We start from the raw sequence: 15,978 nt of genomic DNA on the forward strand, positions 1-15,978 counted from the left end.
TTGCGGAAAGCCCGCGCGACGCCGGCCGTCAGGCCCTCCGGTAGTCGTCCTCGATGCGAATGATGTCGTCTTCTCCGAGATAGCTGCCGGTCTGGACCTCGATCAGCTCCAGCGGGATCTTGCCCGGGTTCTCGAGCCGATGGGTCGCCCCGATCGGGATGTAGATCGACTCGTTCTCGTGAACGTTCTTGACCAGATCGTTGACCGTGACCAGCGCCGTGCCGCGCACCACGATCCAGTGCTCGGAACGGTGGTGATGCTTCTGCAGCGACAGCCGGCCGCCGGCCTTCACCACGATGCGCTTGACCTGATGCCGGTCGCCGGTGTCGAGCGACTGGTAGCTGCCCCAGGGACGATGCACCCGCAGATGCTGCTGGGTCACTTCCGGCGCCACCGTCTTGAGTTTGGCGACCAGGCGCTTCAGGCCGTTGGCATCCTTCTGGCGCGACACCAGGATCGCGTCCGTGGTCGCCACCACCACCAGATCGTCGACGCCCTCCAGCGCCACCAGCGCCTTGTCCGAGGTCACGTTGCAATTGCGGCTGTCCTCGAACACCGCCATGCCCTGCGCGGCATTGCCGTGGTCGTCCTTGTCGGACAGCTCCCACACCGCGTGCCACGAGCCGACATCGGACCAGCCGCAATCGACCGGCACCACGGCGGCGCGTGCGGTCTTTTCCATCACCGCGTAGTCGACCGAGATCGCCCTGGCCCGGCCGAACGCCTCCGGCGCGAGCGTCACAAAGCCGAGATCGCGGCCGGCGCCCGTCACCGCCTCGGTAATGCTGGCGATGCTGTCGGGATCATGCTGCCGGTACTCCTCCAGCAGCGAGGCCGCGCGGAACATGAAGTTGCCGCTGTTCCACAGATAGCCTTGCTCGACATAGGTCGCGGCCGTCGCCGCGTCGGGCTTCTCGACGAATGTCCCGACCTTGAACACGCCGTCGGTGATCCGGTCACCCGGGCGAATATAGCCGTAGTCGCTCGCGGGCCGTTCCGGCTTCACCCCGAAGGTCACGATGAAGCCCTCGTCGGCGGCGACCTTGCCGGCGCGGCAGGCCTCGACAAAGCTGCGCGTATCGCGGACCACATGATCCGCCGCCAGCGCCAGAACCACGGCATTCGCATCGCGCTGATCGGCCAGGACCGCACCGGCGGCGATCGCCGGGCCGGAATCCCGGCGCGCCGGCTCCAGCAGGATATCGGCCTCGATGCCCAGCTCGCTGAGCTGCTCCAGGACGATGAAGCGATAGCCCGTATTGGTCATCACGATCGGCCGACCGAACAGCGCAGGATCGGATACCCGCAACAGCGTCTCCTGAAACGTCGAGCGCTTGCCGAACAGCGGCAGGAACTGCTTCGGACGCACCTCCCGCGACGCAGGCCAAAGCCGCGTCCCCGCGCCGCCGCACATGATCAGGGGCACGCACCTACGATCGTTCGCAGACTTCCAGACACCGTTCATCGAAAACACCCAACTGTGATAACGATCTGCTCGTGGTTGACGTCCACGATCTGGTCGAAAAGCCCACTGCGGTCATCCATCCGCCGTCGTCGCTCGCCCGACATATCGTCTCACCGCCACAGCATTCAGGAACGCCACAGACCTCATCCCGCACCCGTCCGACAGGTCGCACGACGCTCGACTCTGAGATGCGGCCTCTCGACCATCAAGATGAGGTCCGTGGCGTAACGATGAATATCTCTGTCAGGCACGGCGCGGCGTCGCGATCTCGTTCTCTGTGGCGGCAAGCGAGCTGGGACCGACGTCCCGCACGCCTCCTCCGTTGTAGACGACCACCAGACGTTCCCCGTCCTCGGGCTGGCTGACGGGGACGGCATGCTCGACCTGCGGCTCCTCGTCCGCCGGCGCCGCAGGCGCAATCGCAACTTCATCGACGAGTCGAGCCTCGGCCTTGTCACCGATCTCGGCAGGCACCGGAATCGCCGCGATCATCGTCTGGTCATTGGTGGGCGCCGGATACTCCTCCTTCGCCCTCCGCAGCGGCAGTCCCCATCGTCGTCTTGCCACGGGATTCGACGGAGCTCGGGCCGTTTCAGGCGGCGCTGACCTCTCGGGCGTTTCTGACCTCGGGAATATCGGGGTCACCCGATGGTCCGCCTGACTGGGCTCGATCGCAGGCGCCACAGGCTCCGGGCTGTGCCGGTCGCGTTCCGGCTCCGCATCCGCCAGCTTCCACGTCATCGATCTCGCAGCGACCCGCGCGGATTTGAGCTGGGACTGGACGTTGATCGCGTACATGCTCGGCGGAGAAAAGAAGATCTTGGTGACGACCGGAACGATTTCGAGGAACACGACGAAAAGCCGTATCATCCACGAGAACAACGTGATCGCCGGCCCTTCCTGCGGATCACTCTTCAAAGCCTGATAGGCCGTCAGTCTCACCAAGGGATCATTGCTGTCCTTCCTTTGCTGGACGAAGGAGCCTTCCAGCGTGCGTTCGCGATAGCGCTGCACCTTGGCCTCGCGCTGGCTTTCCAGCATCTGGAAGTTCGCGCGTGCCGTGTCCACCTGGTTCTGGATGGCCGCCCGCTTGGCCGCGAACTCCTGCCTCTGTTCTTCCCGTTGCGCCAGGTCCGCCGCCACGCGCGCAGCCGCGTCATTCTTGATGCGTTCGCGCCTCGCGACGATGTCCGACAATTCCGCCTGGCGCGACTGCAGAAGGATTTCAGCCGCCTCCTTCTGCTTCTTGGCGAGTTCGTAGCGTCGCCCGGCCCCGGCTCGCCCGCTATTGGTCGGCCGCAGCTTTTCACCGAACTGCTCCGCGCTCATATCGAGGGACTGCTCCCTGATCGTCTCCTCGAGCTCTCTGACCTCGCCACGAACGCCGACTTCGCGCTCGGCGAGCGCCTTCAACTCGCGCTCGACATCCGGATCCGCCGCGGCAGGATTCTCGGAGGGGAGCGGCGCCTGCGCCAGCAGTTCGCGCTGGTGCTGTTCGATCGCGGTCAGTTGGGAGCGGCTTTCCGCGATCTCCCGGTCGAGCCCCGATGCGTATTTGTCGATCTGCTCGAAGATCGGGCGATTGCCGGCGACCCGATCACGATCGATCTTCTGCGAGATCGCATCGGAAAACAGCGCGAGCTCGAGAAACAGAGCAATTACCCAGGCGAGCCCCAGCGAGATCGCCAGACGCGCAGCGATCCTCACGAACTGCCAAACCGAGCGCCTCAGCCCCTCCCCGGCCGTCCCGGATTGGTCGTCGTCCAACCAGAACGCGCCCTGCACGAACCAGTCGGACTGAAACAACGCACGATCGAACATCATCACGGTAAGCGCGATCACCACCGCAATGGATGATCGCAGCGGCGTCGAATCGACGATATAGCCGAGGGCGTAGTACGAGACCCCGAACACCACCAGGAACGAAAGGCAGAGCGAAAAACCGATCTGCATGGCCCAAATTCGGTCGGTCGGCGGGCAGCGGGCGATCAGCTCCCGGTCGACCCCGGCAATGAAATAAAGCATTCGTTGGAGCATGTTTCACCCCTCTATGAACCAGATTCAGGCCGTTCCCGGCCGACGCCCGGAATGAAGATCGAACACCTTTTGGAGGCGCCGGGCAATGAACTGATTAGTCAAAGGTTAACTCAACTGGGAAAAAGCCGGTAAAAAGGCGCTTCGCTCTCCGACTGCGCGGCACAACCAGTTATCTCGACGCGGCCGGTTGACATATATGTCAACGCGTCTGCTTGCCGATCAACTAATCGGAGCAGGTCACACCGCCGACCGGACTCGTTCGAGGCCTGTCGAGCCTTTATACCAATAGCGATCGACCAGTTTGAAATCACCGACGCTCCGGACGGCCCGGCCGCGGATGCAAAGGTCGTCGTTCACAGCGAAGCGTCCCGCCGTCGGCGATCGGCCTCGAGCACGAAGAAAAGTCCCCAGTATGTGTCGTTCAGGTCCGGACGGAGCGGCACCCGGCTTGCCCGCTCGTGGACAGGCCATCGCGCAACCAGCCGGTACCCAACGGCTTCCATGCCCGCAATCGTCGCCGCCTGACTGTGGAGTTTGCAGGCGTGCACATAGCCGTCGCCGACCTGCGTCGTCACGATCGGATCCGCCCGCGAGAACGGCGTTCGGTTGACGACCACCAGGCGCGGCAGTTCGGCGAGCCTGGCGAGGATCACCGCCAGTTCGTCTTCAAAATAGTGCAGCGCCCCGGAGACGATGAACAGATCGACACCGGAGGCGTCTTCCATCCGCCGGGAAAACCCGATCCGGTTTTCGTGTCGCGATTGTGCGAACTGCAGCACGATCTCTTCCTTGTCCGGCAGATCATGCACCATCCAGCGCAGCGTCGCAGGCAGTCGCAGTTCGCGGTCGTAGGGGTAGAACAAGTTGCCGATCCCGCCGCCGAGATCGAAGACGCGCGACAGGCCCGGCGCGCAACCAGACAAATAGAACAGCACCGGGTAGTCGCTCTCGCGCGTCACATCGGCAAACTGCTTGAGCTGGCTCACGACGTCGGAGTGCTCGTGACCGGCCGGTATGAACCTGCGGATATACTTGGTCGCCGTCTCGATGTCCGGGAAGGGCTGATAGACACACAGAAGCGCCCTCAACCAACGCTCGATCACCGGGTAGCTCGCCGCCAGACCGATCAGCCGCGCGCCATGGGGCAATCGCGCGAGCGCCCGGAGACCGATTGCGGTGGTGGAGCCGATCATGACGCGCAATTTCTGAAATCCCATCACCACCCTGCCCTTCCAATCTGCCGCCGTCCGCATCGGTCATTTGAATGATGCGCGATTTCCGGCGTCATCGCGACCTCTACTGTTGCTCACCATGCCGAGGTGCCGCGGCCGATCGCCCTCCCCCGCTCGACATCGGCAACCACAATTGGCGTTGATACGCAGACCTCCATTTCGGACGCTTGCCGCCCTGTCGGGCAGAACCGTTTGCAGGCCGCCCGACCAGCGAAAACTGCTGCGCCAAACGGAAACGAGATCCCGAGACTCTTAGTCAATCCTGAAGGTGTTTGTTAACCCAATGCCCCTTCCAATGTGGATCGCAGCGGGCGTGCCCTGCCCTCGCCCGAGTTAACCTCGCACAATGATCCCGACGCACAGCGAGCGTTCCCGGCGTTGGAAATGGAAGGGCAACGACCGGCGAACGTCCGTTGTGAATGACGCGCAGAAAGCGTTCACACAACCACCGGCTGCATTCTATCTTGAACGAACGCGGGTGCTGGTGGACGATACGCGTCGAGCGACGGGGCGCTGAACGAAAGCGGGAAATGCAACATTCGGCCACGACGCGACCGAATTTGCACGGGAATCTGGTCGGGCTGCCGGTGGGGATTCCGGCAGCTTTGTAGAAGCCTGCGGCAATCGAGCGGGCCCTGCAGAGCTAAGTCTGATCGTAAGGGGAGCGCGCGGGGACACGTGACGATCGAGGATCTGCTGCGGCAAGGGGTGATACGACGGATCGAGGTGGATCTCGGAGCGGGCGAGCAGCCCGCCCGGCTGCTGTACGGCACCCCCAGTTTCATCGGATGGCTGGAGAACCTGCTGGGGGGCGCGGAGCCCGAGCAACGGCTCGGCGAGGCGACACCTGCCGAACAGGTCGACGCGCTGTTCTACGCCTATATGGCCGGACGACCATTGGTTTATGTCCGACAATTCAGAATGATACGCGTCGAGCAAAGTGCCGTATGGGAGCTGAAGACCCCCGACGTGCGCATCTTCGGCTGGTTCTTGCGCAAGGATTGTTTCGTGGCGGTTTTCGGCGATTGGACCGACCACGTGAAAGATCACAATTTATATAAAGGTTACCGCACATCAGTCCGCCGAATTCGACGAGAATTGGGTATAGATTCTACCCTGTGTGTCACAGGGAGTTCGCCCGATGACGTCATTTCGATGTGAACTTGGCGGCCATTCAACAACTACGACGCGTACTTCGACCTCGTTTCAAGCTGCCGGCTCCGGCGCTTCAGCGGCACGCGAACAGACGGTGGCGATGCCGGCCGGTCAATTAGCTGGCCGGCTCGGCGACTCGGGCCGCTCGCTTGCCGATGACGAAAGCTGCGCCGCACGGATACTGAATTTGATTAGGTCGGCTCCGTCCCGAGCCGAGGTGCAGGATTGTCGCCGGGCGCTTTCCGGCGCTGCACCCATGCGATCTGTCGATCGGAACGTTCAGACGACACGCGTTGAAATGCCCGGTCAGGCCCTGCGCGCTCACTGAGACATCCGGCTCAGTCGGCCTTTTGGCCCGAATGCTTTTCCGACACCCTATTATTCAAGCGAGTTAAAATGGAACGGTATGGATATTGTATCTTCTGCGACGACATTCGCACCGAAGCCGGCGGAAAACTCAGCTTTATCGGCTGCTACAACTCGGCGATGTTCGTGAAGAACGAGTTTCCTCTGTCGCTGCCCAAACTGTGTGTGCACTTCAACGTCTTCTCGCCCGCCGACCAGCCTTACAGATCGCTGCGGGTCCGATGCTATCTGCCGGGCGAAGACAAACCGATCGCCGAGGAGACGATCGAAGTCCCTGCGCTGAAGGACCAGATCAATCTTCTCACCAGCCTGCCGAAAGATCAGCCGATGATGCCATTCATCGTGGTTGCGGCGAGCCTGATCTTTTCGCCTTGCGAAATCAAATCACCCGGCATGATCCACGTGCGCGCCGTCATCAACGACAGCCCGACCGAACTGCATCTCGGATCACTCGCGGTCTCGTCGCAGGCAACGACTCCGGTCGCCCTGGAGCAAGGACAAGCCGCCATCAACTGAGGGCCGCCGATCGCCGGACGCCCTTCCACGACATTACTCGTCGCCGGCGCGCCGGCATCGAACACGCCGGCCCCGCCCTTGATCGCAGCCGGCTATCCCGCCCGCCATCCTGTGCGGGGCAGTGACCGACCTTCGGTCATCGAGATCCGGACGAGGACCGCAAGCGTCGGGCCCGGACGTCAACCCGGGCTACCAAACTTGCCCGACCTTCAGATTGTCTGAGCTGTCCGATGTGAACGAGCCCGCACGGCGCCGGCTGCCGGCGATATGTCATTTCCGTGACGGGCTTTGTACTGATGGAGCGACTGCAGCACTGAAACCGATCGGCTGAGCAGTCGCGCGGGGCCACAGATCCGGGCAGCCGACGCCGCGCGCCCGCGGGACGAGAGCCCTACTCCGCGGCTCCCGAGAAGCTCTGAAAATTGGAATTGCGAGCGCGCTGGTCGGGAAGATGGTCATTCTTCACCGAGCAGATGTTCACGACCTTGATCTGTCCGTAACTCAGCGTGGAAGTCGTCACCGGCTCATTCTGCCCGGCATGGCGTTCTGGCTGTCGGAGCTCGAACGACAGCTCCATGTCCATCGCCCAGGCCAGATCGGCCAGACTCCGTAAGGTGAGATTGCTTTCGCCGGAGAGCTGGCGATTGATGACGGAACGATTGACGCCGAGACGCTTGGCGAGTGCCTGTTGGGTCAGGCCGTCCCTCTTCTTTTCTGAAAGCACCTTGAGCAATTCGTCTCGTACGCGGGCAATAAACCGTCCTGCCTTCTGCGCACGACCGCCGATATCGAAATGATAAGACGTCACTGCGGAACCTCCTACCCAGCCGCGATCCTCAATACAAAGTGGCGCCGTCCAATCAGTTGCAAGTAGTGTTCATTGTGCACCAAAGCAGCCGGGTTGACAGCCCTTTTGTCGGATTGCCGATTGAATACACGCGGAGTGTTGCTGAATATCCATCCCCGGACGACGCCCGGCCCCAAGTCTTGAGATTTAGTAGGTTCTTGCCGGGCTACGGTTCAACCGAACTGGATATCGGACCAATTCTTCCGAGGACTTTCGCGTCCCCCAGGACGCTTCCTGAGCGAACGCTTCAGAATCTTGCCTAAGGCAAGGGCCGCAGCGGCGTCAGCCGTTAAAAGGAAGCGGCGTCAGCCGTCAAAAGGAGATGGCGGGACTGACGTCCCGCCATCCGAAGGCACCTTAGTGCTGAGAGGTGAAGGCGACGTTGTGCGAGCCGAACTGCGCCGTCACGGAGGTGTTGGTGACGGTCGCGCTGTTCTGGGCGGTCACGGCGTAGTTGCCCGTGCCGACCTGGACGGTCGCCTGGGTGTTCAGCGCGCCGATCATCGGCTGCAGGCCGGTGCTCTGGGCGGCGACCGCGGTATTGCTGTTGCCGAACTGGGCGATCAGCGATCCGTTGGCGCCGACATTGAGCGGATTGGCGATCTGGTTGGTGAAGGCGCGGTTCTTCGAGCCGGCCTGGATGGTCGCCGCGGCGTTGACCGTGCCGGACAGCGGCGCGTTCTTCTGCAGCGTGACGGCGCTGTTGCGGTCACCGAGCTGGATGGTGGCCTGACCGTTCAGGCCGTTCTGCTGGCTGACCAGCGCGGCGTTCTTCTCGCCGAACTGCGCGACCAGCGAGTCGTTCGACACCGGCAGAGCGCTGACGCCGTTCTGCATGGTGATCGCGGCGTTCTTCTTGCCGACCTGGATGGTCGCGGCGTTGTTGTTGACGCCGTTCAGCGCGATCGCCTGGGGAAGGTTAGCGGTCGCCGAGACCGTCCCGTAAGCCAGCTTTGTCGTCGGAATATTCCACGAGCCGATCTGTTTGTTCTCCACACCGACCAGCACCGTATCCGAGACGGAAACCGACAGCGGAGCACGAGCACCTTCCGAGTTCTGCACCGTCAGAGCAGAGTTGCCCTTACCCACCTGCAGAGTCGTCGCTGCGTTGGTGCCGCCGGAAACCGCCGGCGCGGTGTACGGCCAAGAGTACGGGCCGTAGCTGGTGGTGCCCGGCTGATGCAGACCGCCGAAATCCCAATACGCCTTGGTGGTCGTGAGCGAGCCCGAGACCGAACCGTCGTTCGCCGCGAAGCTCGGCGAGCCCTTGGTGCTCTGCAGGGTCATCGCCTTGTTGCCGACGCCGATCTGGGTGGTGAGCGCCGAGTTGGTGGCGCCCTGGGCGTTGGCCAACTGGCCGGTCGCCGACAGGTTGCCGTAGCCGAACTGCATCGTGCCCTGATCGTTGCCGCCGCCGGCCTGACCGGCGAACGACCGGTTGAAGCTGCCGAACTGCAGGGTCGCCGACTCGTTGTTGCCACCGGCGGCGCCGATCTGGCTGGTGGCGGCGAAGTTGCCGACGCCGACGCTCAGAGTGGTCTGGTTGTTGTTGCCGCCGGTCTGGCCGACCAGCGCGCTGTTGAAGGCGCCGAGCTGGGTGGTCGAGGAGGTGTTCTTGTTGGCGCCGGCGTTGTCCTGCGAGGTCGCCGCGAAGTTGTTACCGCCGACCTGCAGCGTGGTCTGCTTGTTGTTGCCGTCCTTCTGATTCACGATCGAGCCGTTGAACGCGCCGAACTGGGCGGTCGTCGAGTCGTTCGGCGTGGCGGCGCTCTGCCGGCCCTTCTGCGAAGTGACGGCGAAGTTGCGCACACCGCCCTGCACGGTGCCCTGCTTGTTGTTGCCACCGGTTTGCAGCGCGACGGCGCCGTTCTGCACGCCCATCTGCAGGACGCCCGACTCGTTGGTCTTCGACGAAGCGGCGCTCTGCGCGGTCAGCGCCGAATTGCCGCGACCGAGCTGAACGGTGCCCTGCTTGTTGTTACCACCGGTCTGGCCGGCGATCGCTTGGTTGGTCGACCCGGCCTGCACGATGAACGACTCGTTGCTGGCGGCGGAAGCCAGCGACGTCGTGGCCAACAGAACGGCCAGCGTTGTCAGCATTCTCATGACTTATTCCCTGTTATCCGAAGCGGGGTCGACGACCATCGCCGCCCTCGAAATCGATTTAACTCCAACTTAACTATTCGGACAACCGTAAACCGGTTATTTACTTTAACCGTCAACCTAACCGGGCAGCGCGGCCCAACTAACAGTCAGCTAACAGGTCGGTTTTTGAGGAATCGGGGCGCTGACGACCGGCCGCCGTCCGGCGCGTTGACATGCAAGTCAACGCGCCGCGGCCCCGCAGCTCGCCGGTGTTGACTCATATGTCAACACCGCCGGAACTCAGCGAAAAGCAGTGCACTTCAAGGCGAAAAATCGTGACTTTTGCGATTCTTTGGCCGACACAGCGAGCCGGCCGATGACAAATTAATTCAACTCGCAGTCCACTCTTGTAGAGGTTGTTAAACCGCGTTTAACTACCCGCGCCTTGGGAGGCGAGCGAAGCCGATCAGACAGTTTTGTCCGCCTTGGCCAACGAAGACGACGTCACTTTCGAATTCCGAACTACGCAAGTCGATTAGTTCATACCAGTTCACGCGTTTCCAGAGCCGCTGTTTCGATGTTTGCCGCGTCACGACATATCAGCCGCCTCGCCCGATGTAGTACGGGCCTGCTGCTGATTCTGACCTGGTCGTCCGACGCCGGAGCGAGCAACACGATGGGCCTCGACTGCGAGATCAGGAATACGCCGGACGGCGATCTGCTGCGACTCGACGCGATCGTCCACGCGCGAAACGCTGCGGCCGGCGAATATCGACTGACCGTCTTCAAACAATCGCCAGGCGGCGTGAGCCAGAACGCCCAGAGCGGGACTTTCGAATTCGCCGGCCCGGCGGACGAGGTGGTGACAAGCGTCATCGTCGATCGGTCGCCAGACGCACAGCTTCGGGCCGAACTAACGATAAGATCCAATCAAGGGAGCGCATCATGTGTTTCGCCATGACATCGCGATTCTACTCGATGGCCGCCGTGCTGGCCGTCGCAGCCGCGGGCCTTGGACACGCGACGATCGCACGCGGAGAAACCGCCTATATTTCGCAGGCCACCGGCAATGGCGGCAGCCCTGTGATCGGATTAGCGCCCTCGTTACTCGGTAACAGTACCGCGGCGAACTTTGCCGGCGGTAATAAGCAGAAGCAGTCTCTTCCGGAGATGGCTGCGCCCAGAGTAAGCGGCGGAAATTACGCAAGCACGCTGCAAATCGGCTCCTACAACTCCGTTTTCCAGGCTCAGCACGGCTTCGGAAACGTCTCCAACGTGGGCATTATCGGCGGTCATCACAATGCGGTGGGCGTGTTGCAGAGCGGCAACAACCTTCGCTCCAATCTTGTGCTACTTGGTACGTCTGGAACGTCGGTCGGCGTCCTACAGGGAAATGGTGCAGCGCCGCTGAACCTACTTGTCGGACGATTACCGAACGGCGCACTGCTGATCGGAGGCTTGCCGATCAGGCGCTGAAGACGAATTGTTTGTAGCTTTTAGGAGGATGGGATGAAGTCGAAATTTCTGCTAGCCGCTGCTGCGTTGGTGATTCTCACGGCGCCCAGCCTTGCGACCGAACAGATTTATCGCCCGGTCAGCCCGACCTTCAATGGTAATCCACTCAACGGCAACTTCCTTCTGAGCACCGCCCAGGCCCAGGGGATGGGGGCCAAATCCGGCAGCAACAACACGCCCGACCTGTCCGGATTGAGCTCGGCGCTGAGCAATATCGGAAGCGGTTCGTCCGTGATCGTGATCGGCGGCACGCCGACCACTGCTTCGACCAGCCCGTAACCGAGCGTCAACATTGCTCGGTCAGTATTAAGTTAGTTGAACGGGGGGCGGCGGCGATGGATAGCAGAGCCGGATCATTGGCGTGTGTCTTGCTGGCTGTTTCCTTGGGTGGATGCGCTATCACCGGAACTGACAAGGATCCGGTGACGCCGCCCGCAACCATGGTTGCGTCGACCAAGACCGGCGTCGTGCTCGAACAGCTTCCGCCTCCGACCAAGAAGCTCGATGTCGCCGTCTACAACTTTCCCGACCTCACCGGTCAGAACAAGTCGAACGACAACTTCGCGGAGTTTTCGCGCGCCGTCACTCAGGGCGGCAGCTCGATTCTCACCGACGTGCTGCTGACCGCCGGCGGCGGCCACTGGTTCGACGTCGCAGAACGCGCCGACCTGCAGCCGCTTCTTCAGGAACGCCAGATCATTCAGAATACGCGATCGGCCCTGCAGGGCGACAAGGCACAGAGCCTGCCACCGCTGCGATTCGCCGGCGTGCTGCTCGAAGGCGGCATCATCGGATACGACACCAACGAAACCACGGGCGGAATCGGGGCGAACTACCTCGGCCTGGGCGGCAGCGCGCAATATCGGCAGGACATCGTCACCGTGTCGTTGCGGGCGGTGAGCGTTCAAACCGGCCGCGTGCTCGCCGCCGTGACGACGACAAAGATCATCTACTCCGTGAACATCAGCGGCACCGGCTTCAAATATGTGGCGATCGACAGCCTGCTGCAGGCCGATGCGGGCTTCACCAAGAACTCGCCGACCACCCTTGCGGTGCGTGAAGGCATCCAGCTCGCCGTGTACTCGCTGATCTTCGAGGGCGTGAAGAAGGATCTCTGGAACTTCAAGGATCCGGCCGCCGGCTCAGCCTTCATGCGTGAACTCGAGCTGCAAAGGAAGGCCGCTCTTCCCACCGCCCCGGCTGGTATGTGATCCGGGACTGACCTTTCGCAGATTCCGGCGCAGGTCGAAGCTCGAACGAACCGCCGGAGCGCGACGAAGGCAGCTATCCGCAGGGCGAAAATGTCGACCGGTCGGATGCGACGCGCGCTTGGTCCCGTCGCGCAAATTGGTCGGGCGCGCGCCCCTCACGTCAACGGTTGCTTCTGCCGTTGCGACAGCGCCCCCGACGTCAGCCGAGACTACCGTCGCAACGATCTCAGCGTGTCGGCGGCCTGGCTTGCTGGGTGGCGCTGTAGCAGGCTTGCGACGACGAGTTGCTCGGATCGCAAGACACCTGCCCGCTGCTTCCGGCCGGAGCCGGGGATCCGCCCAATTCGGGCGAGCCCTTCTTCGCCGTGGCCGGCTTCAGGCCGCCGGGCGTTGTCTTCGGAGCAACCAACCCGCTCTCCGGTGACAGCTTGGGGATTTCACCCGCACGGGTCGCAAGCGGCGGAAGCATGCCGTGCGGCTGCTGAACATAGACCTCGTTGGCGAGCCTGAAGGTGCTGGTCTGATCGGCCGAGGGCGACCTTACGACGTCGCTATCCGAAACGAGACCACCGACGCTCATCACCGCCAACAGCATTGCCGGATACGACATCTGCTTCTCCCTCGCGATGGCAGATCGTCCGCCTCCGGACGACTCTCTCGGTCATCGTCCTTAGCACCGTTGATCGCAAATGGCGAAGCCTTCGGCCGCAGAGCGCACGCCTCGCCGGAAACCGCTCGGCCTCCGGGCTGCTACCGGCGCTGACTGACGATGGCGCTGTTCTGAGATCCTTGCTGGATGATGTAGGACGAATTCGCGCCGCCAATCTGCGCCAAGACAGCCGAGTTCAGACTACCGGACTGAGCGACCATCGATACGTTCGCCTTACCGGGATCAGGCATCGCCGCGGCAGCCCGCATCAACCGCGCCGCACTCTCGATCGTCACCGGGACCGCGGTGGTTCGAGCCGATCCAGTGGGCGCCTGCTGCGCTTTGCCGCCGGCGGACTGACTCACATAGGCTTCGCTGGCCCACACCGGGTGATGTGCTGCAAACAGGACAGTGGCAACTGACAGTATCCGGATGGTCCGCATCGGTGCTCCCCCTCGAATCCGCTCAGTATCGGATGCGGTTCCTTTCGAAATCGTAAGAGCACTGACCGTTCCCCCTGAACTGGCAGGGGCGACTCATCGTTCCAATGTCGAATGACGGCACGCAGCTACGCGCACCTCAAGGCTCGCAAAACTCGATGGCGTCGGCAATCTAAAGGGCGAAAATCAACCAGCCGATACCGGCCCACAGTCCGGAGCTGATGAAGACCGCGGCCGCCCACGGCCAAGGAGACGAGTACCGGAGCCCTGCTGGCTGGCCCAACGGTCGGCCCGCCTCGTCTTCCGCTTTTCCGAAGGCCGATTCGGGAACTTCGGAGAATGAAATTCCAGAGCTCTTCATGACCCCCTCCGCCCAACAACGTGACATTGAGCATCAAAGGTTAAAGCGAGCTTGCGAACTGATCACGAATACCAGCCGCTCGGCGGCAGAAACGGAAAGGTAAGCTGCGATCAGCGGCATTCGGTGCTGACAGACGTCGCATAGGCATCCGGCGGTTACGAGCGGCCCCGACCTGTCTGCCCCCGGTGAAGCCACCCGAGATTCAGCGCAGGGAGCCTGCGCGCGCGGAGGTCCGCTCGAAGCGGAATTTGCGAACCCGGGGGCGGTTCTGCAGTCCGGCGCCCGCGACAGCGGCCGCCCTTGCATCAGAACTCAGGTCGATCAAAGCGAGCTGGCGGGTCACCGGGCTGTGCACCGACACGCTCCAACTGCCGCGGTCATCGAGCGGGACACGGAACAGCTTTGGATCGAGCAGAAAGCCGGTTCCGACAGCCTTCGCAACGGCCTCCTTCCGGGTCCATCCGCGCAGGAACAGATCATTGCGGACCGATTTTTCCAGGCGATGCAGGCAGGCGGCCTCGTGCTGCTCGAAGATGGTGTCGACCATTTCGGAGTAGTCCGCCGCGGCGTCGCGATCCTCGACGTCGACTCCGACGGTCCCGGCCCTCGAGATGGCGATCAGTCCGGTCCGCCGGCTATGCGAGATGTTGAAATCGATTTCTGCCGCACGCCCCGCGACGAACGGCCGCCCGTGGGCTCCGACCAGGATGGTGACCGCCTCGGCAGCCGTGTCCAGTAGTTCGGACAGACGCAGCCGCAAGGCCGTGTGCATCACGCCGTAGCGATAGCGATCGTCAGCATGGATGAATGCGTCTGCCGCAGCGATCTCGCGCGGATCCAGAATTTGCCAATCCACCGCCCCGGCCTCTTCGAAGCAGATCTCCCAGATCTCAACCGGTTCGCTCATTGAGCAATGCCTGGTCTAATTGGCCGAACCGACGCCCAACCGCGGGCCGGTCGGAATCAGGCTCTCGATTTCCGTCACCGATCTGACCTCGGCGAAATCCGCGCTGGGCTCTGTCCCGGGCTGGATCAGATGCTCGATGAGGAACTGGAGCACAAGCGTATCAACGATCAGGTGCATGCGCTCCGGCGCGATGCGCTTGGGAGCCAGCGGCCGCCAATGGCGCCATCGATCTTCGGTGTAGAGCTGATCGGAGAAGTCCGAGTGCCTCGCACCGTCGACCATGAACACTCTCGAGCCGGACGAGCGGGCAAGCGCCAGCAGGCAGCCGAAATCTTCCCATCCGATCTTGGTCTCGTAGTTCGGACGATGCGACCATTGACGTTCGGATGGCTGCAGCGACGCGTACACCGCCAGGAGCGGCCGCCGAAGCCCTGCCGCAGCGGGCGTGTGGATCACCCAGCCATCGAGATTGACGCCGGCCGCCAAGCGCGCGTCGAGCGCGATGGCTCTCGCCGCGACCGCGCCGCCGAACGAATAGCCGACCACCGCAATCCGGGAGACGTCGGCGCCTTCAAGCATCGCCGACGCTGGTCGGGCGCTGAGCCGATCCAGAACCCGCTCGAGCTTGTCGAATCCCAGCCGGGTTCGGCGCTCACTCGTGGACGGGAAGCTCGCGTAGTCCTGCGCGGTCTGCATGCTGAACGGCGCCAACCGGACCGCCTCGTCGGCAGCGTCCGTCGCAGGATCCGGCCGGTCATGGCTGATGTCGTCCATGGCGACGACGATGAAACCCGCGCCGGCGATGGCGGACAGCAACACATCATTTTCGGAGCGGCGACCTCCCCACGAGGGAATGTAGATCACCAGAGGGAGCGCCCGATCGGGACGGTCTGCCTTCATCGCGGGGTGCTGCACCGGCAGGCTCGGCCTCCAGATCCGAACCTCGATTCCGGTCTGCCGTCCGGAGTCCGCCAAGACGACCTCCCCGACACGCGCCTGATCGGTCGGACCGACGAGCTTCGAGGCGCGGCGTTCGGCCCAGATCGAGCCTCCTACCACAGCAGCCACCGCAAGCCCTGCGACGACGAGGAGAAGCAAGACGGCACCTCGGCGCATCGGTCAGCCGAGCCCCTGCCGGAGACTTCCAGCGGGCACGTCGAAATCCCTGCTCGACGACAACATCGCGCCTGTC

General features: G+C 62.8%; 15 protein-coding genes. 6 read left to right on the forward strand and 9 right to left on the reverse strand.

Annotated elements, in window-relative coordinates:
- Positions 1-28: 28 nt before the first annotated feature.
- The 3 genes from FLL57_RS12000 to FLL57_RS12010 all read right to left on the reverse strand — a co-directional run bounded on the left by FLL57_RS12000 (position 29) and on the right by FLL57_RS12010 (position 4,719).
- On the reverse strand, positions 29-1,465 hold the full coding sequence (locus FLL57_RS12000; RefSeq protein ID WP_142882992.1) for a mannose-1-phosphate guanylyltransferase/mannose-6-phosphate isomerase: 1,437 nt from the start codon (positions 1,463-1,465) through the stop codon (positions 29-31).
- Between the two features lie 243 nt (positions 1,466-1,708).
- Positions 1,709-3,490 carry a DUF4407 domain-containing protein gene (locus FLL57_RS12005; RefSeq protein ID WP_235677125.1) on the reverse strand — a complete coding sequence of 594 codons (1,782 nt, stop codon included), beginning with the start codon at positions 3,488-3,490 and terminating at the stop codon, positions 1,709-1,711.
- A 365-nt stretch (positions 3,491-3,855) separates the two neighbouring features.
- A complete protein-coding gene (locus tag FLL57_RS12010) occupies positions 3,856-4,719 on the reverse strand; it encodes a TIGR04325 family methyltransferase (RefSeq protein WP_235677126.1) in 864 nt (287 codons plus the stop codon).
- A gap of 693 nt (positions 4,720-5,412) precedes the next feature.
- Here FLL57_RS12010 and FLL57_RS12015 point away from each other — a divergent pair.
- Together FLL57_RS12015 and FLL57_RS12020 are read left to right on the forward strand one after the other, a co-directional pair.
- Entirely contained in the window at positions 5,413-5,895 is a 483-nt protein-coding gene (locus FLL57_RS12015) for a hypothetical protein (RefSeq protein ID WP_013501812.1), read from the forward strand.
- A 390-nt stretch (positions 5,896-6,285) separates the two neighbouring features.
- Positions 6,286-6,771, forward strand: coding sequence for a hypothetical protein (locus tag FLL57_RS12020; RefSeq protein ID WP_142882995.1), 486 nt, complete (start codon positions 6,286-6,288; stop codon positions 6,769-6,771).
- A 391-nt stretch (positions 6,772-7,162) separates the two neighbouring features.
- On the opposite strand, the gene FLL57_RS12025 is transcribed toward FLL57_RS12020, so the two are convergent.
- Positions 7,163-7,579, reverse strand: coding sequence for a helix-turn-helix domain-containing protein (locus tag FLL57_RS12025; RefSeq protein WP_013501810.1), 417 nt, complete (start codon positions 7,577-7,579; stop codon positions 7,163-7,165).
- A 396-nt stretch (positions 7,580-7,975) separates the two neighbouring features.
- The gene (locus tag FLL57_RS12030) at positions 7,976-9,724 is read right to left on the reverse strand and encodes a beta strand repeat-containing protein (protein ID WP_142882996.1); all 1,749 of its coding nucleotides are present in this window, start codon (positions 9,722-9,724) and stop codon (positions 7,976-7,978) included.
- Positions 9,725-10,280: 556 nt separating this feature from the next.
- On the opposite strand from FLL57_RS12030, the gene csgH reads away from it, so the two are divergent.
- Genes csgH through FLL57_RS12050 form a run of 4 tightly spaced genes read left to right on the forward strand, consistent with a single transcriptional unit; the run spans position 10,281 to position 12,429 of the window.
- Entirely contained in the window at positions 10,281-10,664 is a 384-nt protein-coding gene (csgH, locus tag FLL57_RS12035) for a curli-like amyloid fiber formation chaperone CsgH (RefSeq protein WP_142882997.1), read from the forward strand.
- A gap of 17 nt (positions 10,665-10,681) precedes the next feature.
- The gene (locus tag FLL57_RS12040) at positions 10,682-11,179 is read left to right on the forward strand and encodes a hypothetical protein (protein WP_235677127.1); all 498 of its coding nucleotides are present in this window, start codon (positions 10,682-10,684) and stop codon (positions 11,177-11,179) included.
- 33 nt (positions 11,180-11,212) lie between these two features.
- Positions 11,213-11,497: a curli assembly protein CsgF gene (locus FLL57_RS12045; RefSeq protein ID WP_013501806.1), complete on the forward strand. Its 285-nt coding sequence runs from the start codon at positions 11,213-11,215 to the stop codon at positions 11,495-11,497.
- Between the two features lie 56 nt (positions 11,498-11,553).
- On the forward strand, positions 11,554-12,429 hold the full coding sequence (locus FLL57_RS12050) for a CsgG/HfaB family protein (RefSeq protein ID WP_013501805.1): 876 nt from the start codon (positions 11,554-11,556) through the stop codon (positions 12,427-12,429).
- 226 nt (positions 12,430-12,655) lie between these two features.
- On the opposite strand, the gene FLL57_RS12055 is transcribed toward FLL57_RS12050, so the two are convergent.
- The 4 genes from FLL57_RS12055 to FLL57_RS12075 all read right to left on the reverse strand — a co-directional run bounded on the left by FLL57_RS12055 (position 12,656) and on the right by FLL57_RS12075 (position 15,701).
- A complete protein-coding gene (locus FLL57_RS12055) occupies positions 12,656-13,039 on the reverse strand; it encodes a hypothetical protein (protein WP_142882998.1) in 384 nt (127 codons plus the stop codon).
- Positions 13,040-13,179: 140 nt separating this feature from the next.
- Positions 13,180-13,521, reverse strand: coding sequence for a curlin repeat-containing protein (locus FLL57_RS12060; protein ID WP_142882999.1), 342 nt, complete (start codon positions 13,519-13,521; stop codon positions 13,180-13,182).
- A gap of 560 nt (positions 13,522-14,081) precedes the next feature.
- Positions 14,082-14,786 (reverse strand): 4'-phosphopantetheinyl transferase family protein, encoded by a 705-nt coding sequence (locus FLL57_RS12070; protein ID WP_142883000.1) that lies wholly within the window; start codon positions 14,784-14,786, stop codon positions 14,082-14,084.
- A gap of 15 nt (positions 14,787-14,801) precedes the next feature.
- Positions 14,802-15,701: a dienelactone hydrolase family protein gene (locus FLL57_RS12075; RefSeq protein ID WP_235677128.1), complete on the reverse strand. Its 900-nt coding sequence runs from the start codon at positions 15,699-15,701 to the stop codon at positions 14,802-14,804.
- Positions 15,702-15,978 lie beyond the last annotated feature (277 nt).

Source organism: Rhodopseudomonas palustris (assembly GCF_007005445.1).
In the GTDB taxonomy this organism is placed as follows: domain Bacteria; phylum Pseudomonadota; class Alphaproteobacteria; order Rhizobiales; family Xanthobacteraceae; genus Rhodopseudomonas; species Rhodopseudomonas palustris_G.